21 protein-coding genes are annotated in these 20,928 nt (G+C 31.5%); 15 read left to right on the forward strand and 6 right to left on the reverse strand.

Annotated features, from left to right (window positions below; all coding sequences use genetic code 25):
• Nucleotides 1-488 precede the first annotated feature (488 nt).
• Nucleotides 489-3,128, reverse strand: a complete 2,640-nt coding sequence (gene secA, locus GW846_05190) for a preprotein translocase subunit SecA (protein ID NDK10141.1) — start codon at nucleotides 3,126-3,128, stop codon at nucleotides 489-491.
• A 130-nt stretch (nucleotides 3,129-3,258) separates the two neighbouring features.
• Between secA and GW846_05195 the strand changes: the two genes are divergently transcribed.
• The 3 genes from GW846_05195 to GW846_05205 are packed head-to-tail and all read left to right on the forward strand — an operon-like array spanning nucleotide 3,259 to nucleotide 4,954.
• The gene (locus GW846_05195; GenBank protein ID NDK10142.1) at nucleotides 3,259-3,642 is read left to right on the forward strand and encodes a hypothetical protein; all 384 of its coding nucleotides are present in this window, start codon (nucleotides 3,259-3,261) and stop codon (nucleotides 3,640-3,642) included.
• On the forward strand, nucleotides 3,635-4,330 hold the full coding sequence (locus GW846_05200) for a hypothetical protein (protein NDK10143.1): 696 nt from the start codon (nucleotides 3,635-3,637) through the stop codon (nucleotides 4,328-4,330). Before GW846_05195 ends, GW846_05200 begins: the two co-directional genes overlap by 8 nt.
• A 9-nt stretch (nucleotides 4,331-4,339) precedes the next feature.
• On the forward strand, nucleotides 4,340-4,954 hold the full coding sequence (locus GW846_05205; protein NDK10144.1) for a histidine phosphatase family protein: 615 nt from the start codon (nucleotides 4,340-4,342) through the stop codon (nucleotides 4,952-4,954).
• Here GW846_05205 and GW846_05210 read toward each other — a convergent pair.
• Entirely contained in the window at nucleotides 4,951-5,691 is a 741-nt protein-coding gene (locus GW846_05210) for a TrmB family transcriptional regulator (GenBank protein NDK10145.1), read from the reverse strand. The two genes, GW846_05205 and GW846_05210, sit on opposite strands and share 4 nt — an antisense overlap.
• A 160-nt stretch (nucleotides 5,692-5,851) precedes the next feature.
• Between GW846_05210 and GW846_05215 the strand changes: the two genes are divergently transcribed.
• Complete coding sequence (locus GW846_05215; protein ID NDK10146.1) at nucleotides 5,852-6,847, forward strand: hypothetical protein; 996 nt, start codon at nucleotides 5,852-5,854, stop codon at nucleotides 6,845-6,847.
• On the opposite strand, the gene GW846_05220 is transcribed toward GW846_05215, so the two are convergent.
• Nucleotides 6,836-7,954 carry a glycosyltransferase family 4 protein gene (locus tag GW846_05220; protein ID NDK10147.1) on the reverse strand — a complete coding sequence of 373 codons (1,119 nt, stop codon included), beginning with the start codon at nucleotides 7,952-7,954 and terminating at the stop codon, nucleotides 6,836-6,838. The genes GW846_05215 and GW846_05220 overlap by 12 nt on opposite strands.
• 79 nt (nucleotides 7,955-8,033) lie before the next feature.
• On the opposite strand from GW846_05220, the gene GW846_05225 reads away from it, so the two are divergent.
• From GW846_05225 to GW846_05240, 4 genes are all read left to right on the forward strand, one after another.
• Nucleotides 8,034-8,324 (forward strand): hypothetical protein, encoded by a 291-nt coding sequence (locus tag GW846_05225; protein ID NDK10148.1) that lies wholly within the window; start codon nucleotides 8,034-8,036, stop codon nucleotides 8,322-8,324.
• Between the two features lie 79 nt (nucleotides 8,325-8,403).
• Complete coding sequence (locus GW846_05230; GenBank protein ID NDK10149.1) at nucleotides 8,404-8,718, forward strand: hypothetical protein; 315 nt, start codon at nucleotides 8,404-8,406, stop codon at nucleotides 8,716-8,718.
• Nucleotides 8,719-8,862: 144 nt separating this feature from the next.
• Nucleotides 8,863-9,492 (forward strand): hypothetical protein, encoded by a 630-nt coding sequence (locus GW846_05235; GenBank protein NDK10150.1) that lies wholly within the window; start codon nucleotides 8,863-8,865, stop codon nucleotides 9,490-9,492.
• A 110-nt stretch (nucleotides 9,493-9,602) separates the two neighbouring features.
• A complete protein-coding gene (locus tag GW846_05240) occupies nucleotides 9,603-9,989 on the forward strand; it encodes a hypothetical protein (protein ID NDK10151.1) in 387 nt (128 codons plus the stop codon).
• A 74-nt stretch (nucleotides 9,990-10,063) separates the two neighbouring features.
• Here GW846_05240 and GW846_05245 read toward each other — a convergent pair whose 3' ends face one another.
• The gene (locus GW846_05245; GenBank protein ID NDK10152.1) at nucleotides 10,064-10,246 is read right to left on the reverse strand and encodes a hypothetical protein; all 183 of its coding nucleotides are present in this window, start codon (nucleotides 10,244-10,246) and stop codon (nucleotides 10,064-10,066) included.
• 79 nt (nucleotides 10,247-10,325) lie between these two features.
• Here GW846_05245 and GW846_05250 point away from each other — a divergent pair, with 79 nt between their 5' ends.
• From GW846_05250 to GW846_05275, 6 genes are all read left to right on the forward strand, one after another.
• Nucleotides 10,326-11,171 carry a WecB/TagA/CpsF family glycosyltransferase gene (locus GW846_05250; protein NDK10153.1) on the forward strand — a complete coding sequence of 282 codons (846 nt, stop codon included), beginning with the start codon at nucleotides 10,326-10,328 and terminating at the stop codon, nucleotides 11,169-11,171.
• Nucleotides 11,155-12,219 carry a prephenate dehydrogenase/arogenate dehydrogenase family protein gene (locus GW846_05255; protein NDK10154.1) on the forward strand — a complete coding sequence of 355 codons (1,065 nt, stop codon included), beginning with the start codon at nucleotides 11,155-11,157 and terminating at the stop codon, nucleotides 12,217-12,219. The genes GW846_05250 and GW846_05255 overlap by 17 nt, the downstream gene beginning before the upstream one ends.
• A 2-nt stretch (nucleotides 12,220-12,221) precedes the next feature.
• Entirely contained in the window at nucleotides 12,222-13,037 is an 816-nt protein-coding gene (locus tag GW846_05260) for a hypothetical protein (GenBank protein ID NDK10155.1), read from the forward strand.
• A gap of 168 nt (nucleotides 13,038-13,205) precedes the next feature.
• On the forward strand, nucleotides 13,206-15,284 hold the full coding sequence (locus GW846_05265) for a BspA family leucine-rich repeat surface protein (protein NDK10156.1): 2,079 nt from the start codon (nucleotides 13,206-13,208) through the stop codon (nucleotides 15,282-15,284).
• A 2-nt stretch (nucleotides 15,285-15,286) separates the two neighbouring features.
• Complete coding sequence (locus GW846_05270) at nucleotides 15,287-15,739, forward strand: 23S rRNA (pseudouridine(1915)-N(3))-methyltransferase RlmH (GenBank protein NDK10157.1); 453 nt, start codon at nucleotides 15,287-15,289, stop codon at nucleotides 15,737-15,739.
• A gap of 23 nt (nucleotides 15,740-15,762) precedes the next feature.
• Complete coding sequence (locus GW846_05275) at nucleotides 15,763-17,829, forward strand: M3 family metallopeptidase (protein NDK10158.1); 2,067 nt, start codon at nucleotides 15,763-15,765, stop codon at nucleotides 17,827-17,829.
• A gap of 41 nt (nucleotides 17,830-17,870) precedes the next feature.
• Here the strand turns inward: GW846_05275 and GW846_05280 are convergent, their stop codons facing one another.
• Nucleotides 17,871-18,323 carry a DUF2127 domain-containing protein gene (locus GW846_05280; protein NDK10159.1) on the reverse strand — a complete coding sequence of 151 codons (453 nt, stop codon included), beginning with the start codon at nucleotides 18,321-18,323 and terminating at the stop codon, nucleotides 17,871-17,873.
• A gap of 69 nt (nucleotides 18,324-18,392) precedes the next feature.
• Between GW846_05280 and GW846_05285 the strand changes: the two genes are divergently transcribed.
• A complete protein-coding gene (locus tag GW846_05285; protein ID NDK10160.1) occupies nucleotides 18,393-20,390 on the forward strand; it encodes a M3 family metallopeptidase in 1,998 nt (665 codons plus the stop codon).
• Nucleotides 20,391-20,399: 9 nt separating this feature from the next.
• On the opposite strand, the gene GW846_05290 is transcribed toward GW846_05285, so the two are convergent.
• Nucleotides 20,400-20,906, reverse strand: a complete 507-nt coding sequence (locus tag GW846_05290; GenBank protein ID NDK10161.1) for a hypothetical protein — start codon at nucleotides 20,904-20,906, stop codon at nucleotides 20,400-20,402.
• Nucleotides 20,907-20,928: the final 22 nt, after the last annotated feature.

Below are 20,928 nucleotides of genomic sequence, written 5' to 3' on the forward strand. Positions count from 1 at the left end.
TAGGTCGTAGCTTTATTACTATTATTTTCTCTAAATGTTACTTTTACTTTTGTTTCTTCTGGTTCTATGAGTACATAGTCATATTCTTTATCTTGAATTTTTGATACTATATCTTCTAAACTCAACAAGTTTATCTCTTGATTTTCTCCTAAGTTGAGAGTTTTAGAATCGTCTTGTATGATATTGTTTATTGAGATTCCTTCTTCCGCTCCTTCCTCCCAAGGAAGAGGAGCTACTTTTGAAGGATCTTGAACTGGAACAAGAATAGTTTCTTGAGATTCTTTAGAATTTGCAGGACCTTCGACTTCTAAAGCCTCAAGAATATCTGTTACTTCAGGAATTGAATTGTTGTTTGTATCTTTAATATCAGCCATAAAAAAAGTATAATAGTAAGAAATTCTGCATTTATAACAGACTTATTTATATACTATCATACTTTTTCCAATATAAACAGAAATTTACTTGACTCTAACAGCTTTATTGAGCAATTAAACGCGTATTTTTTTCCGAGGAGTTGTTTGATTCCTATTTTGAGCAAAGATAGGATTTCACTGGCTCGTATTTCAAGAGTTTTTAGGTGAGTCTGATTGTCAAACTCCCATATTTTCTATTTCACTTGAAGACACTTGAAGTGTTGAGTCATCCACTCGAGCTATCTGAACTTCTGTTGCTGGAGTAATAGCGAATACTGACTTCACAATTCGAAGTTCAATTTCATCAACAAGTCCTTTGAACTTTTTGAATGCCTCTTCTTTATACACCATAATTGGTTGTTTTTGAGCATATCATACAAAAGCTACTTGTTCTCTGAGTTTACTCATTCAGTCGATATGATTCATCCAGAGTCTATCTATAGATTGAAGCATTATTTTCTTTAAAAGACTATAATATGCATCATTATCTGGAGCCTCGCTTCGTATCATTTCAAGTTCAGCAACAGCTCTATGTGCTATATAATCAGCAAGAGTGAGATCTCACGTGATAGCTGTGATATCTTGTTTTTCTAAAAAATCATCTATGATAGGTCGACCGAGATACTCGTGTACTCTTTTTACAAGTTTATTTTTATTTACTGCTTCACCTTGTTTTGCTTCTTCAGCTAAAACAAGATTTTTAACTCTGTTGTACACCATTTCTGAAATAGTTTTTTCAATTTCTGGGCTCGCTTCTACGTGAGAGAGAACAGCATCTCTTCTCTTATAGATAATTTCTCTATGTTTATTAATCACATCATCATATTCTAATACATGTTTTCGAGCATCAAAGTGGTGACCTTCGACTTGTTTTTGAACTCAGGTAACTTTTTTTGTGAGCATACCACTTTGCGCGAGTGGTTGGTCATCTGGAAGACTTGCAAACATTGCTGAGTTGAATATTCAAAAGAGTTTATCTCCTCCAAAAATTCTCATAATATCATCGTTTGGAGATATCAGAAACTGTGTAACTCCTGGATCTCATTGTCTCCCAGCTCGACCTCGAAGTTGATTATCAATTCGTCTCGTTTCATGTTTTTCTGTCCCGAGTATAATCAGACCTCACAGTGCTATAACTCCTTCTCAAAGTTTAATATCTGTACCACGACCTGCCATATTAGTAGCTATCGTTACAGCTCATCTTTGTCCAGCAGCTGCAACCGTTTCAGCTTCTGATTCGTGTTGTTTTGCGTTGAGGACTTTATGAGGAACTCACACTTTATGAAGCTCTGCAGAGAGATATTCTGACTTATCAACTGACACGGTTCAAACAAGAATAGGTTGCCCAGTTTTATGGAGTTCCTGAATATAGTTTACAACATATTCAAATTTTCATTTTTCATTTTTAAACAGCAAGTCTGCTTTATCCTCACGGGCGATTGGTTTGTTCGTTGGGATTGCAAGTGTTTCAAGTCCATACACCTTGTAAAATTCTTCTTCTTCAGTTTTTGCCGTTCCTGTCATACCTGCAAGTTTCCAATACGTTCGGAAATAATTTTGAAAAGTAATACTGGCAAGGGTTTTTGATTCTTGTTGTATTTTTACTCACTCTTTCGCTTCAAGCGCTTGATGGAGACCATCACTGTATCGACGTCCAGGTAATACTCTACCAGTATGTTCATCTACAATCATAACTTCCTCATTTCGGATGATATAGTCTTTATCCTTTAAATACACACTACTCGCTCTCAGAGCATTTTCTATATGATGAATGTCATTATATCTATCAGAAACATATATATTTTCAACTCAAAGCATCGTCTCTACTTTTTTGATTCACGCTTCAGTGAGTGTTGAAGCTTTTTGTTTTTCATCAATTTTATAATCTACTCCTTTTTCAAGTTTCTTTGCAAGTGCTGAAAATCTTAAGTATTTCTCAGTAGGTTCATTATCTGGTTGTGAGATAATCAGAGGTGTTCTTGCTTCATCTATTAGAATTGAATCTACTTCATCGATAATCGCATAAAAACGAGGATTCATAACTTTGTTTCCCATTTCACTTGCCATATTATCTCGCAAGTAATCAAATCCCAGTTCATTATTTGTAGCATAAATGATATCACTTGCATAGTTTAGCTTTTTTTGATCTCGTGATTGATTATGTGTGATAACTCATACTTTGAGTCAAAGTGCAGTATAGAGGATTCACATCTCTTCAGCATCTCTAGAAGCAAGGTAGTCATTTACTGTAACTATATGAACAGCATTTCCAGATAATGCATTGAGGTAAGCAGGGAAAGTTGCTACAAGAGTCTTTCATTCTCATGTTTTCATCTCAGCTACATTTCCTTCGTGTATTGCGAGTCATCAAATTACTTGAACATCATAGGGAAGCATATTCCATGTGACTTCTTTTCCACTTTCTGTTGTAAATGTTTTTCCAAATAAAAGCTTACACGTTAAAATCCATAAAGCTGCTGCTTCATGTTTCACACTTTCAAGTCACTGACTCAGTGCTTTTGAATCTTCTGGATTTTGAAAGTCTAAATGTGAGAAACTTGCTTTAATTTCCAAATTTCTTTTTTCAATATCCTCCAAAGTCATGTCTTGAAATTTTGCTTCAAGTTCTCTTACATGCTTGAGTTCTCTCGTGAATTTTTTTATTTTCTTTGTATCAATATCTCAAAATATTGCTTTAATTATCTTTTCAATCATAAGTTTTGTATCTTTGTATAAATTAACCTGTGTATTATATGAAAAAATATAATATTTCAACACGAAAAAACTTGCATTGCATCGTATTTTTTATACTATTTTTATGAATTCTTTTTTTTAAAAACGTAGTATGAAATATATATCTATTATCGCTATCATCCTACTGAGTATTGTACTCAGTTCTTGTTTTGAGCAAAAACCAAATGAGGAAGAAAATACGCTCTCTTGATCAACAAGTACTTGAGTGACTTCCTCAGGCACATTATTTCAAGACACAATGACGTGATCACAAGATACAATCTTTGATGATGAATTAGAAAATACTGATGAAGCTAATATAGATACTCCTGCAGAGTCCAATTCTCAAAATACCAATACTGTACAAGCTCAGGGGTCTTGAAAAGTAAATACTCAAGCTGATACACCAACTATGACACAGGATGAAAATGAAGTATTGCAAGAATATGAAGCTGATTTAGAAGCCCTTTTCCAAGATATACTTAAAGATGAATAATAATTTTTCAGAGGTAAAAAAACAGATACTAGCATGAGGTGAGATATCACCTTTTTTGTTTCTTGAAAACAATATGCAGCTCATGCATCATGAGATTTATAGTTTTATTCTAGAAATCTTGAGAGAGAATGAAATGGATAAACAGAGTCTTTTTCATCTCGTTGATACTTGAGAATCTCTCAAAATTGATGAGATGAAACGATTTATGACTCAGTGAGATGTAAAACCTAGATTCGCGTTTCAAGTTTTTTTTATAGAAAATATTTCTCGTATGACCCTTCAAACGCAAAATGCTTGCTTGAAGTTTTTTGAAGAACCATGAGCGTGAAATATAATATTTCTCTCAAACGCTTCAGAGTCTGGAGTTATTGATACTATCCTATCAAGAGTGCAAAAAAGAGAGCTTAAATTAGGATGACATTCACAGGAGAATAGTTTCTATAGTTCAATTTTTGAGTGACTTATTGTATGAGAATCACTTGAGTGTATTACATATTTTTTTAGTGCAAAGCTTGAAAAAAATGAGTATTTAATAGCACTGAAAACTCTCATGCAGGTACTTATGTCATCGGGATGAAAGTATATTAAAATACTCTCAAAGTTAGAGAAAGATATAAATGGAGTAGAAAAAAATAATCTTAGTCCGAAATATATTTTGGATAGCTATATAGTTTTATTATCCACATAAAAATAAAATATGATAGATGTATTTCTTGTAAGACACGGACAGTCTGAATCTAACGCACAATGAATCATCGCGTGAATTACAGATGTTCCATTATCAGAAAAATGAAAACAACAAGCTCAGTTATTAAAAGAGTATCTTATATCTCAAAATCTTAACGTAGATAGGATCTATTCAAGCCCTCTTATTCGAGCCTATGATACTATTTCACCTTATGTAGACTCTCAAAATATAGAAATAACTCAAGATGATAGGCTTAAAGAAAAATACCTTTGAGTCCATGAGTATAGACCAGCCTCAGAATTATTCAATGATTGATTTCATGCAGATCCATATAACTATAATGATCCAGAATGATACGAAAGTTATGCTGAGTGTGTTGAGAGATTACGATGATTCTTTGAAGATAAAATATTTTATGAAAAAGATTCTAAAATACTTATAAGCTCCCATGCATGAGTCACTCGCGCTATGATTGCAGTCCTTAAAAATCTCACACACGAGATTCCATATTTACGAATTCAAAATGCTAGTTTTACGCACTATAGAATTGATGAAACAACACTCAACGCAGAGTGTGTTACATTTGCATATGATATGTACCTGAGAGATAAGAATTTGATTTAATCATTTCTCAAATATTTAAATAAAAGCTTAAAGATTTTCTTTTCAAAATCTGCGAGTTTTTTATTTTCGATTATAAATGAAGTTTCTGATTCATAATCGATGATTGCTACTTTATTTGCATATATTATCTTAGATATATTATCTTCAAATAAATCATAAAGTTTGGGAATACTCACTATTTCTCTATTAAGTTTATTGTTTCATTTTTCTTTAATTTTTTTTAGCTCATCGCTGGTTATAATCATTCTTTGAATTTCTTTCATATCTCTTTTTTTCTTATAGTCTTCAGATAGAAATCACCTGAGATTATCATGCTTTCTTGAACTATATCTATAGTAGGTATCTCAGGTATTGAGCGTCTCTACCACATCATAAAAAATATGCTTCATCGCATCTTTTGTATAAAAAGTTCTGAGTTCAGGTTTCGCTTGTTTCTTTTCGTACTTTGATTTTAAGAGTGAGATAGTATTTTGAAATAAAAGCTTTTTTTCATAAAAAATATTCTCAAGATTTTCTGGATTTTCTGCAAAATAATATTTTCTTTTTCATCGAACCGTTTCTCAAATCAATTTATTCTCTGTAAGCCTTGGTATTGATGCATAGACTTGCATTCTATTGCATCACGATACAATCGAAATACCTGAAATGCTTTGAGTTCATTTTTCTAGTAAGGAAATATAAATTTTTGCTTCCGTTTCACTGAGTCCTATATTTTCTAATATTTTTATATCAATCATAAAGTGTAAATTATTTTTACAAATATTTTCTCTCTAAATAATAAGTATATCAGTGAAAAATAGCAATAAATAATTTATTTATTTTACATATATGACATATAAACAAATAAAGCTAGGTGAGCTGTATAAAATGTAATTGTTAATTTTTAATTATAGAGCTATGAAAAATATTGAAATGCATTGTCACTCTACGAACAGTGACTGAAGGAACTCTCCCGAAGAAGTCGTTTGAGAAGCGAAAAGGCTTTGACTTGATTTCCTAACACTTACAGATCATGATTTTATATCTCCGAGTGATTTTAAAGATTCACTGAGAATCAATGGAATAGAAACATGTGATTCAGTAGAAATTTCTGCAAGAAATTATGATGTAGATAAAAGTCTTCATCTCGTCAGTTATGCAGCTATATTGAGTGAATCACTCCAAGATATATTAGAAAACACTCGATTTAAAAAAGCAAATATCTATGATTGACAGATTTCTAAACTTTGAGTATTTTGAATAAAGTGAGATGTGAATGATTTTGAAAACTATATGCAAAGAAAATATCAGAGAGGATTAAAGTCTGCAAACAAATGGTTTTTAGCTTATTATTTATATTCAATTCCTTGAAACAAGGAAAAAATGAAACACATTTTATGAGATAGATTTGATGGAGATCAGAACTTAATTGAAGTTTTTTACCTCGAATGTCTCAAAAGAGAATGATCACTTTATGAGGAATATTGATATGAAATTGAGGAATACGAACCAAGTGTTGAGACAACAGTTCATGAAGTTATCCACAAAGCTGGATGAGTCGTTTCTATGGCTCATCCAAACGTTACCTTTTGATGAAATAAATGATGAATTGCAGAATTTGAACGAACTATATGAAGCTATGTCGACCAATGAATAAACGCTATTGAGATTAATACAAAGGCATCATATGAATGGGTACAAGCTATTTTAAAAGTGAGACGAGAATTTGACTTGATTCTTACATTTTGAAGTGATTGTCATCAAATTGGATATGATGGCAGAGACGGAAAGCATGCTACAATTTGAGAAAGAAATCGAGATATGTTTTCTTTAGATATATGGAAGTCATTTTATAGATGAACTTCAATAACTGATATTGAATTCGCAAAATTTAAGGACAAATTATGAATCTAGTTTCTCTTCAATAAATCAAAGTAACTCATTTTTAAAGATTTTTTTATCAAATTTCTCAGCGTGTTTTCGAATAGTAAATGCATCAAAAGTCATGGATTCAAATTGGTCTATGGCTTTTTGTAAGCTTTGATAAGTTTGTGTTTCGAAAAAAACTCACGTTTTTCAATCTATTACTGTTTCAAGTGCTCCTCATTTTCCGTAGGCAATTACTGGTGTTCCGCTTGCTTGAGCTGCAATAGGCACCAGTCAAAAGTCCTCTTCAGGAGGGAATATAAATGCTTTTGCTTTTGAGTGCAATATATTGATTTTAGTATTATCTGTTTCATATATCCACTCTATGTTCTCTTTTGAAATGCTTTTAAGATATTCTGATAATTTATTTTTTGTATTTGCTACTATTTTAAGAGGGAGTCAGTTTTTATTAAAAGTCTCTACTAATAGATCAAATTTTTTATAGGGAATCACTCTTCCAGCATAAAAATAATAATCTTCTTTTTGAGAACTAAAGGGAATACTTTGAATCTCGAGACATGGATAGAGAACAGTGCTCTCACGGTCATAATATTTAGAAATTCTAGATTGTGTATTTTTTGAGTTTGCGAGAAAATAGTCCGGTCGTTGTGCAGCTACAAAATCCCATAATCTGAGTTTATGAATCATTTTTGGCATAAGCCACTTTGCGAGTGGATTAAGCAATCCAAATTCCATCATAGAGAGATACTCATGATAGTGACTCCAAAAATAGCGTGTTGGAGTATGACAATAACAAATTTGTAGACAGTTAGGTTTTGTAATTACTCATTTACTTTCCGCACTCGTGCTAGAAATAACAATATCATATTTAGACAAATCAAAGCTCTCAAATGCAAGAGGTCGGAGCGTAAGCGCGAGTTTATGAGACTTATTGAGTACAGGTATTTTCTGAATATAACTTGTTGTTATTTTTCGTCACTCAAAAAGGGGATTATCTTGTTGCCAAAATACGCTCGTAAATATATCAGCGTCTGGGAAAATCTCAAGGAGTTGCGTGAGTACAATTTCAGCTCACCCCCAATCTTTTATCCAATCACATACTATGGCTATCCGTTTATTTTTAAGACTTGTCATTGTTTTATCGTAAAGTATATTTTTGCAATGTATTATTCTTATTATAATGATTACTCATACATTTTAAAACAATTTAATTATGAGTACTGAAATGATAGAAAAAACTATTGATAATGCTGGAGAAATATCAGCTCAATTATGAAAATTTAAAGAAATAGAAGGTCCTGCAGTTATAACGGCAATAGAATGAGAAATAAATAATATTTTCACAATACTTGAAGGTTCATTTGTTCGAGCTTCAAAGGTACTTGATAGAGAAAGACAACCACTTCGAGATGAAGAAGAAAATCCTGTATTTAGTTTAGAGGTTGATGAGCTTGTCAACGGTGTTAGAGAAGTAACTAAAATCATGGAATATAAATCAGAATAAACTTAAAATATTGTATAATATATTTGAAAAAGAAATATTATTAGCTAATATATATTCATTAATACATAATAATTAACTTATGAAAAATACAATTTATAGAAGTTACCTGGGTGATCAAGATGGAGTAGATTTCACTTTTGAAAATATTGGATTAGAAGATAGTGTAACTATTCAATGACAATGAGGTTCATCAACTTCACAATTCAAACTTAGAGGAGAAGATTCTTTAACTGCTTATTCACCAATTGACTATAAGGATGACATAGTTGTTCCTGCTAATAATAATGTGCAAAATCCTATGATTCTTGTAGCTGTTTCATCCGTTAAAGATTGAACACAGAAGTTAATCAGTCCAAGTACATATGCAATGGGTTCTTCAAATTTTCATAGCTAAGATTTTTCAAAAATTACAGAAAATAAAAAACTCCTACTTTTAGGGAGTTTTTTAAATTTTTACTTATTTATTTTAATTAGTTATTTTCATTTTGAATATGAATTCTTTTAAATAATATTTCCTTCAAAAATAATTTAAAAATACATGCAGGAAGAAAATAATATTATATGAACCGATGACGAGAGAAGTAAAGTTTTAGTTGCACTCGGATACAATAACTCTGAATTAAGGAGAGAAGTTGCCTTAAGTATTGCTCGGATAATTCAACTTCAAAAGAGAATACATGCAGAAAAAGGAGTCGATATTGATAGAATAAGTCAGGTTATTTTAACATGATGAAATCCAAGTGGTGATACTGTTTCAGAGGCAGAACATATGAAAAATATTTTGGAAAAATGAGAAATTTGAAAAATCATGCAATGAGTGGACATAGTCTTAGAAGACCAATCTAATACCACTCAAGAAAATGCCGAAAGAGTAAAACAAATATTAGCTCATGATACTTCTATCACATTAGTCTGAGAGAACTCTCATGAAGCAAGAGCTACTCAAAAATTCGAAGAAGCTTGAATTGAGGTAGAATCATATATCTCAACTCAAAGCGTGCTTCCCAGATGATTTTCTGAAAGTACATCACTTGCAAAAACTTACATATGAAGATTTTGATACATAAAAAGGCATGGAATGAGAAGTATTCAAGAAAGATGAGCAGCACTACAAAGTATAATTCCTCAGAGAGTAATTAATTTCTTAAAGAATTTTTTATTAAAATAATAAGAATATAGGCTCATTCTCAATACTTTTTAACATAAAAATAAATACAGATTGTTGTTTTTATTGTAAATATATACAATTGCATAATATCTTTTTTAAAGATGTATTAGATGACTAGAGAGATTTCAAACTTTTCAGAAGTTTCAAAATGAAATGAAAATAAACGAATCTTTGTTGCCAAGGATATAATTTCTCGTATTAAAGTGATGAAAAATTTTGATACTTGAGGTACTAACATTCAGTTTTCATTTCAGAATGAGTCTAATACCAAACTGTATTCAAAGACATTTTTATTATCAAGGCACGATTGAGAAGTTGATTGTTATGAGTCAGATGATGGATGATTAGTTCTTATGTCTCGTGGGAAAGAAGTAAATATTTCAGATAAAATACCAGTGCTCCTTGATTTTCCAGATTGGGTATTTCGCTCTTTGTCACAAGAAGTAGTAGTGAGTAATACTCGAGAAAGTGTTTCTGAACTTATAAAAGTTCTATAAAAAAATCCTTTTTAAAAAGGATTTTTTGATAACTCAAAGGGGCGCAATTTTTGAGTTAAGGGTTTAACCGTGTATTAAGCTGCTATTGCAAGTCATCTTTCAATTGCGTTATATTGATACTCAGAAAGTTGGGTAGTAGTAGGAATCTGAAGTTTTTCCACATCTGCCAAAACTGAATCCACTAATCAAGCTGCTACAGAGTTTGTAGTCAGTCACATTGCTTCTTGTGTATGCTCTGGGAGTTTGAAAAAAGACATAACTTGTTTTTAAGATTTAATTTCTATAATAAGAATATCATACATATATCTTACAGTCAAAAATAGAGACCAACTTTTTATGAAAATATTTGAACTAGAAATACACAGATACCGATATCCGAAGTTTTTTAATGAGATAACAAAGTATCTATCTAAAAAGGACATTAAAAAAGGAAAGTCTATTTTTACTCCAAATCCTGAAATGTGTCTCGCTACACTTCAAGATGCTGAGTTTTTACATATTCTACAAGAAGCCGATTATCTCACGAGTGATGGTATAGGTTTGTACTTGGGATACCAAATTCAATGAAATAATTATCCAAAAATAGTGAATATTATTTTGTTTCCGTATTACTTCTTGAATCTCTTTTTTTGAAAATTTGCTCTGTATAAAAAATACTGAGATAGAATCTGTTGAAGCGATATTACAGAGGACCTCGTGTATTTTTGTGAAGCTACCTGAATCAGTATCGCTATTTTAGATCCATTTTTCCCAGAAGATGAGGCAAAGTGTATGGCTCAAAAACATTTTTCCAAAAATCTCAAAAAAGTATTCCCCAATCTAAAATTTGATCACTATGTGTATAGTGAAAAAAATAAAAATGAAATATTTAACAAAATAGCTGATTCAAAAGCAAAAGTCCTATTTTCTACTCTCGGAATGAAAAAACAGGAAGTTTCTGTTTTAGAGTGACTGCAAAAATGTAAAAATCTCCATCTTGGTCTTTGAGTTGGTTCATCCTTTGATTACTTCGTTTGATTTCAAAAGAGAGCACCAGAAGCTTGGAGATCTGCTTGATTTGAGTGGCTCTATCGTATATTCACTAGTCCAAATAAACTTAAGAGACTCAGGAGAATATTTCAAGCAGTAGTAGTATTTCCATTTACCGTTATTTTTTACAAGAGTCATGACAAAAGTATATAAAGTAAGTATTCTGTGATGAACCGATGGTTTTTGAAAATGGTTAGCGACGTATGCCCTTAAAAACTTTTGAGATTGTATTCATCTCACGATTACATGAAATAATGTAGAAAAATGACATTGAGTTTCACAAGAGCTATGATGTATTTTTTTAAACAACAACATTGAGGCTGTTAAAGATGCTGATATTGTCATATATAGTGTTCCAATTTCTCGAACACTTTCAATTATTGAAACAACGCTTCCATATTTGAAATCTGGAGCTATTGCAGCTGATGTGACGAGTATTAAAAAATTTCCATCCAAAGCACTTCAAAAACGGGATGATATAATCGTGATTCCGAGCCATCCTATGTTTGGACCATTTTTAAGCTCAATTGCAGGACAGGTTATTGTGCTCACTCCAGATGAGAATGTTAAAAATGAGCAAAGTTATAAGTATTTGAAAGATTTTCTCATTTGAGAGCATGCAAAAGTTATAGAATCCACTCCAATATATCATGATAAAATGATGGCAATAGTTCAGTGACTAACTCACTTCAATATGTTTGTTGTGTGAGAAACGATGAAGCGACTCTGATGCAATATTTGAGATTCGATGGATTTTGTTTCTCCCATTTATAAGCTCATGATATCAAGTGTAGAGCGATACCTTGGTCAAAATCCAGCACTCTACGCAGATATTCAAATGTTTAATGATGAAATTCTTGAAGTACATGAAAAGTTTCTCGATACAGCTCAAAATTTTCATACATCTGTAAAGTCTGGGAATAAAGAAAAATTTTGCTTAGATATCGAGTCAGCTAGAGACTTTTTAGGTATAGAGAACTGCGAAATAGGTCAAAAATATACTGATAAAGTTATTTATTTGATGTGAAAACAAATAGATATATTGAAAAACAGTATCTGAAAAGAAATAGTAGCTCACAACATATATAGCTGAGATAAAATTTCATGAGTTCTAGTTTCCTTTGATTCTCAGAGTTTTACACTCGCAACTTATTGAGAATGTGTACTTGATGAGTACGATATAATTAATACAAATAAATAACTATGAAAATCTATTACCAAGGAGAGCCTGGTTCATACAGTCATCTTGCTTCTAAAAATATTGTTTCTCATCTCTCAGTTGATATTGAGGATATTATATGACAGGTTGATTTTGACTGCGTTTGGGAAAAAATAAGTGCTTGAGATATTGGTGTTCTTCCAATAGAAAATTCTTATGCTGGAAGTATACATGCAAACGTGTACCATTTCTTAAGTCATAATCATACCATTATTGGTGAATATGACTTCGAAGTTCAGCATTGTTTACTGAGTTTAGAAGATGATATTTCTAATATTTCTGAAGCCTATTCTCATCATCAAGCACTGAGTCAAACACATCAATACTTAAGAAACAAAAATATTACTCCAAAACCATTTGGAGATACAGCTTGAGCAGCGAAAATGATATCAGAAAAACAAAAAAGATGAGTAGCAGCTGTTGCTTCTACACTTGCAGCTGAGCTCTATAATCTGAATATCTTAGATGAAAATATTCAAGATCAAGAGTGAAATACTACTAAATTTTTGATAGTTATCAAAAAATGAAATGATGAAATATCATATACTCCAACAAAAAATAAAATATCATTTCTTTTTGAAAGTAATCATATTCCTGGTGGTTTATATAACTGTCTAGAAGTATTTTCAAAGTATTCAATAAATATGACAAAAATTGAGAGTATTCCACTTGGAACTGGACATTTTACCTATGGATTTTGGACAACAATAGAATGAAGCCTCAACGATACAAATGTACAAGAAGCCCTGGATGATCTTCAAGCAAAGAGCCAGTTTTTTAAAATATTATGAGCATATTAAATAAAATGTGTTTAATTTTAAATTACATAATTATTTAGCTTATAATGTTTTAGTAATTTTGATAAGCCAAAAGTTTAAATTTTATTAAGTCAATGTACTATCCTTGCAAGAAGCCTCTTAATCCTTATAAATGTAGTATAATTCTATCTTTTAAGGTCATATTCAAATATGTTATATAATATTAAGATACAAGCCTTTACACTCGTTGAACTCATAGTAGTGATAACAATCCTATCGATTCTTTGAACGATAGGATTTATTAGTCTTCAGTGATTTGCTGTTTCAGCAAGAGACAGTGCTCGATTAAGCGATATAAATACTATTTCGCGAGGTTTAGAATATTATCAACTCGAAACGGGAAGGTATCCAGATCCTGATGATAGTGTTGAGTTCTCAAATAATTGAAATGTTCTTTGGATTCAGTGAACATTTTGAGAAGAAGCTAAAAATACAGTTCAAAGGGTCTCTGAGATTCCTCTTGACCCTGTTTATAAAACACAGTACCAATATGCTGTGACTCAAACAAGGAGAGAATTTGAACTAGCTGCTCTCATGGAAAAACAGAGCATATTTTGAGTTGAGTCTTCCATTTTTACTCAAATTCATGCAGACAACCCATTTTCTGTATATAGTAGTTGAAACTATAATAAAAAATATATATCAGATATCCAAAATGGTAATATTCAGATTTTTTGAGTTCCTACTTTGATCACAAATACGAATCAAGCTACTGATATCTCTTCACTTATATCCCAAAATAATTTTTCACTTCCAGGATGAAATAATCTTCCTGCAGTATATGCAGGTAAATTAAAATGAGAAAATTCACATACTTGAACCGTTAATTTTATTCCTGGAAGTGTTTCTTGATATACAATTCCACTCGTTTACTCTTGAAGCTTACAGTGACTCTCATGAATCGGTGGAAAAGTTAGTTTTTGAACGAATTTGCGAGATTATTATGTTGATTCTAATGCATCTAGCATTAATGATTATAATAGTTTTAGAACGTATAACACTCAATCAAAGATAGTTTGATTTGTAAATTCACTCATTCAATCTGAAAAATGATGACTCAATACTGATTTAATCACTATTTCTGAAATTATAGATGTCAGTTCTGTTGTAGAAGCTAGTTATCCAGCGAATACCTTTGTGTCAATTTGGGATTCCTTATGAACCTCAACTCTCACAATTCCAGTTGCTGGTTGAGGAGCAAATTATAATTTATATTATGAAAAAATCACTGATAAAACTCAGACATGAAGTTTGACTTGACTTACAGCAGCTGCAAATATCAACCTCCCAAGTCCTTGAAAATATAGAATTGAAATTACGTGAAATATGCCTCAGCATCTTTGTAATTCAAACGTAGCTTGTGAAAAAATTGAATCGGTTATCCAATGGTGAAATGTCTGATGGACATCTGCGTGATCATCATTTTTTTGAGCAACGAACCTTCTGAGTGTTCCAAACAATACCATCTGACTTGAGTCGGTTACTAACATGTCTCAAATGTTTAGAAATGCTTCCAGTCTCAACTCAAACTTATCTGCGTGGAATCTATGAAGTGTTACTAATACCTCAAATATGTTTTTTTGAGCAACTGCGTTCAACTGAGATGTTTCCTGATGGAACATGTGAAGTGTCGTAAATATGTCTCAAATGTTTAGAGATGCAGCTAGTTTTAATTCCAGTTTATCTGCGTGGAATATTGCAAATGCTACGAATACTTCATGAATGTTTTTTGCTGCAAGTAACTTTAACTCTGATTTATCCTCTTGGAATCTTACCAACGTTACAAATACTAGTCAGATGTTTAGAAATGCTGTTACATTCACTTCTGATCTCTCAAATTGGAATGTATCTAATGTTACAAATATGTCTTACATGTTTAATGGAACTACACTCTTCACTTCTGATTTATCATCGTGGAATGTTTGAAAGGTTACTAATATGCTTCAAATGTTCAGATCAGCCAACAATTTTAACTCCAATCTCTCAACTTGGAATGTTATAAATGTGACCAATATGTATCAAATGTTTTTCGCAGCAGTAGCGTTTAGCTCTGATTTATCATCGTGGAATGTTAGCAAAGTTACTTCAATGCAGCAAATGTTTAGAGGGGCTACAATTTTTTCTTCAAATTTATCATGATGGAATGTAGCAGCAACTGATGTGGCTAATAACTATGATTTTGATTATAATACATCTTGACTTACTGCTGATCAATACCCGATTTGGTAATTATGATTAAAATATATATATTCGCCGATTCACATAAGCATTTTAAAGATGCTATTTTAGAGTATCAAAAAAGACTGTGAAAAACAATAGAGCTCATAGAGTTGAAACCAGTAAAAAGATGAACTCCGGAGCAAATTATTGACTCTGAGAGCAAGATTTTAGGGGGTAAACTTGAGAAAGAATCTTGATACAAGATAATACTTTCTCCAAATGGGAATAATATTTCAACAGAAGATTTTTGAAATATTATTGAGACTCAAAAAAATTCTGGAAAAAAAATAATATTTGCTATTTGATGAGCAAATGGACTTGATTATAGTGTACTTAAAAATGCTATTGATCTTGAGCTATCATTTTGAAAAATGATTCTTCCACATAGTTTAGCTCTTACAGTTCTATTAGAGCAAGTGTATAGATGTAGTGAAATAGAAAGAGGAAGTAGCTATCATAAATAAACAAAAGTTGATTAATATTATTTATGCTACAACTTCGAGAATCTTGAATAATAGAAAATGATGGTATCTTACAAATTTGAAATACTTATCAAGCTGCTTGAGAAGTTATAAGTGTATTAGAGTTGAAAGATAGAATAATAAGTGAAATTAAAAAGGAATGTTTTCCAGATTTAGAATTTTTATTCTCTGCTCAAGCTCTCTCAGTTTCTATTGATGCTTTTAAATTAATTCTCGCTGAGGAATCTGAGGTTTTTGAGACAGTATTACAAAAGAATGTAAATGACTTAGAGTTTGAGAATTTTATATATTTCAGCTATGCAGAATGTTTTTATAACTTTTTGTATCATATTAAAAATTGTAGAAAAACTGAGATAAATGAAGATGTACTTAAAAATATTGAATGAATTTTTATAGAATTTCAAGATAGAAAATACCAAAGCTATAGTTATTTTGAAAGAATTTGTTTCGTTTTAGCTCATAGAGAATTAAACTCAAGTCAAACAAGAGTACTTAATTTAGAAAAAGAAAAATGTGAACAAAATGGAGTACATCTCAATGATCAACAAAAGACAGACTATCTAAAGCATAAAAAAACTTTATGAAGCCTGTCACAAGAATATATGAGTAATATTACGAATAGTCGAAGTGAAATTTCATTTCATATTATTGATGATAGTGTTTTATCTGATATGCCGGAACATCTTATAAAAGAGGCTCTTATGCTTGCTGAAAAAGAATGAAAAAAAGGGTATATTTTTTCATTTAATATGGCAAATCAATGAGCTTTACTAAAATTTTGTGATGATGAAAATATTCGTAGAGAGGTGTATATTGCAGGAGCAACTCTTTGATGAGATAATAATGCGGAAATAGCTCTAAAAATGATTCAGCTCCGATCTGAAATAGCCCAATTAATGTGAAAGAAAAGATACTCTGATGTTTCTTTTTCTACAAAGATGGCAACTAGTCCTGAAGAAGTTGTTTCAATGTATAGTGAATATGCTCTTGAATATAGCGAGACGGGAAAAAATGTTGTAAAAGAAATATGTAGTTATTTTAGCTTGAATGAGTTGAATGTCGTTGATTATCAGTATTATTTTAGAAAATACAGTGAAGATAACTATTGAATTGACCAAAAAGAGCTTCAAAAACATCTAGAATTCGAAAGTATAATTCAATGAATTTTTGAAGCCTTGGAAGAAGTTTATGGTGTAAGATTTGAGAAAACAGATATACGTACATACGATAGAGATGTTCAGGTATTTAGTGTTTCATATCAGTGAAGAAAACTTTGATACTATATGCCTGATTTTTTTGCTGATTCTGGGAAAAGACCTGGTTGATGGGCTGATGCATTAAAAAAATCTACTGATTGACATAAGATAATGACAAATGTATGTAATTTTTCTAAATCTACACATGGAAAAAACTACCTCTCAGCTTACGATGTACGAGTAATATTTCATGAACTTGGACATATGCTTCATGAATTTTTGTCACCTCAAAACTACTCTCAGTTATCTGGATTTGAAGTAGAAGCTGATGCAATTGAACTCCCAAGTAAATTTAATGAAAATTTAATTTTGGATAGATGAGTAGTTAATCTTTATATGAGACATGAAGATACTGGTGAGTCTATATCTGATGAAATATTGTCCTCTCTCCAAAAATCAGCGAGTTTAGGGAAGGAAATATCATTTTTAGATGGAATACAGCGATCACTTTTTGATTTAGAAATTCATTGAGAATTTCCTCCAAAGAGTATAGAAGAACTTCGTAAAATAGGATATCGTTATTATTCTCAGCTAACTCCACTACAGACAGTAGACAGGACTGATTATGATTTAGCAAGTAATTTTTATAACTTATTTCATAGTCCTCTTTGAACCTATGTTGCTTGATTTTATAGTTATATTTGGAGTGATATATTACAGGAAAAACTGTGGAATAAAGTTCAGCAATCAGGAGGGATTATAGAGAGCCCAGTTATGAAAAAATACATTGGTGAGATGTTATCTAAATGAGCAAGCAAGCCAAGTATGGAACTTTTTGAGGATGTGATGCATAGTTCTATTAGAGCAAGTGTATAGATGTAATGAAATAGAAAGAGAAAGAAGCTATCATAAATAGTCTAAAATTTATTTAGTATTTTTTTGTACTCTTTCCAAATAACCCAAAGCAAGAGAGAGTCAAGAAGTATAAATCATATAATATAGAGAGAGTGTCATGTAATTAATAGATAAACTTGATAAAGTATAACTAAGCCGAAAATAATAAATGCAATTGGTATAATAATCTTATTTTCCTTATACACTCCCCAAATAAGTAAGAGCTTTGTGGCTCACTCCACTATAATATAGAGTGCTATAAATGTCCCTACACTGAGTGATATATTATTCGCAAAATCGAGCATATGCAGGGCTATAAAGTCAGTTGAATCTTCACTTAATTCTCTTCACGCTATAAATATGAGAAATGATTGAATTTTCTCAAAACCTATAAATAGAGCAAGTACTCAGGTTCAAATTTGAACAGCACTAAAAAGTCATTTGAGGAAGAGAATTGCCGTATCATTTTTGTGCATAGAGTGAATTGAGAAACAAAAAAAACTGAGTAGACTACCACTATTATATTATTCAAACTATTATTAGCAATGCTCAGTCTTAAACAACAAATAAGAGATGAACTCAAAAATACAGATTTTCCTAATCTGAAGTTTTTTTATACTAAAGAAGCTTTACTTTGTGCTCCAGAAATACTTCAAGAACTACTTGAAGAAGAAAAACAGGATTTTGCCATTAAATTAGCGACTCCTGATACTGAAATAACATATGAGTTATTTGAAGAGTTTTCAGAACTTGGGTATTATTTTAGTATTCTTGGTCACTATCAAGGAGTGAATAATGATGAGCAGATTCGAAAAATAATTGAAGATTTTGAACCTGAATATATAGACTTTGGAAATGAAATTTCTTATTCAAAGAGATATTTCGAGATGGTGAAGATTGTACGAAATGGTACTGATTTAAGCCAAGAACAAATAAAAATCCTAGATCAAGAGATAGAATCATATGAAGTCAGATGAATAGCGCTTGATCAAACGAAGCAAGAAATACTCAAAAAAATAAATAAAGATCTCTCAGAACTTTCACAAAAGTTTTCCAATAATGCACTCGATTCACAAAATGAATTTGAATACATAATTACAGATGAATCTATTATTTCAGAAGTTCCAGATGACGATAAGGCAGTGGCACAGAAGAACGCTGAGAATAAGAAAGTAGCATGATACCTCTTTGATGCTTCTGGATCTTCCTATGGTACTATTATGAAATATTGCTCTGATAGTTCCGTGAGAAAGCACTTTTACGAGTCTCGAAATAGTTTTGCTACTACAGGGAAATACAACAATAATCCGATAATTTTAGAAATACTGAAACTACGGGAACAAAAAGCAGTGCTACTTGGTTTTAAAAACTACTCTGAACTATCGCTTCATTTTAAAATGGCAGAATCACCAGAACAAGTTAAGAACCTATTTTGAGAAATAGCTGAACAAGCACGACCAAAAGCTATACTAGAATTACAGGAAATACGAGAATATTTCAATCTTAAAGAACTGGATATATGGGATTTAGGGTATTACGCAAATAAACTCAAACAAGAAAAATATACCTTTGATAGTAGAGAGCTCAAGAAGTATTTTGTGTATGAAAATGTACTCGCTGGACTCTTTGAAACAACTCAAAGACTCTATAATATAGAGATGAAAAAAACTGATATAGTCAGTTATAGTGAGGATGTAGAAATATATGAAGTATACAGAAATGGAACATTTCTGTCTTATTATTTTACAGACTTTTTTTACACTCCACTTAAGAGACAAGGGGCTTGGGCTGACCTATTAAGAGAGAAACATGGAGCATATAAAAAGATAGTTTTAAATACCTGTAATTTTCAAAAATGAACAGATGGAGTTACACTTCTTACTCTCTCTGATGTTGAAACACTATATCATGAATTTGGTCATGCTATTCATGAAATGCTTTCTATTTCTGAGCATTCAGAACTTTCTGGATTTCATGTAGAACATGACTTTGTGGAGCTCCCAAGTCAGCTTCTTGAGAACTGGGCACGCGATGAAGTAGGAATGAAACTCTTTGCAAAACACTTCGAAAACTGAGATGAAATACCAAAAGCTATGTTAGAAAAACTTAAAATTCTTGAGATGTTTTGAAATGCTCAGATGATACTTGCTCAAAATACCTACGCGATGCTTGATATGAGTCTACATAGTGAAGGTATTCCAACTTCTGAAGCTGAACTCGATGCAAGAGTTAGAAAAAATGCTGAACAAAACTCAATATTTCCAGTTTCAGATACCTATTCTCCACACACTACCTTTACCCATATATTTGACTGAGGCTACGCTGCGGGATATTACAGCTACATGTGGGCAGAAATCATCGAAAAAGAAGTGTGGCAAGCATTTAAAAGCTCTTGAGATGTATTTTCACCAGAAATAGCAACTAAATTTCACGACCTCATGCTCTCAGCCGGAAGTACAAAAAAAGCCTCTGAATTATTCCAAGACTTTTTTGGCAGAGAGGTTTCTATTGATGCGTTTTTGAAAGAGAAGGGATTAGTGTAATGTATCTTTTTATTTCGTGAGAAGATTTATATAGATTTCTACTCTCTCTTTACTGAAAGATTTAATTTTTTTAATCAGTTCAATTTCTGTGATTATTGATCAAACTCAAATTTCGATAAGTATGAGGTTTTTTGGTGAACTCATGAGAAGCTTAAGAAGCGTAGCCTTTAGGAGTATTTCTTCTAACTTCTCTTCGTTTCAATGTTCTATTCAGTGAACTCAAAAGTCTACAGCTTTAAATTTTCATAGAAAACTTTTAATCGAGGCAGGGTATGATATATTATTATTAAGACAATAACTTTCTATTAGTTCCAATACAATAGTGTCTGTGTCTCAAATAATTGATACTATAGAATCTTTGTTTTGTGAAGTAGTTACACCGAGTATTGCACTGAGTACCGTATTTTCTTTTCAAGCTCTATCCTGAATTCTTTCAAGATTTATTGTTGGCACATTTTCTTGACTGAGATCTTGTACTGATTGTTGATTGGAAGTTATATTTTTGCTTGTTGTCATATTTTTTATTTATTGAATGATA

Source organism: Candidatus Gracilibacteria bacterium (assembly GCA_010119145.1).
Lineage (GTDB): Bacteria > Patescibacteriota > Gracilibacteria > BD1-5 > UBA6164 > JAACSU01.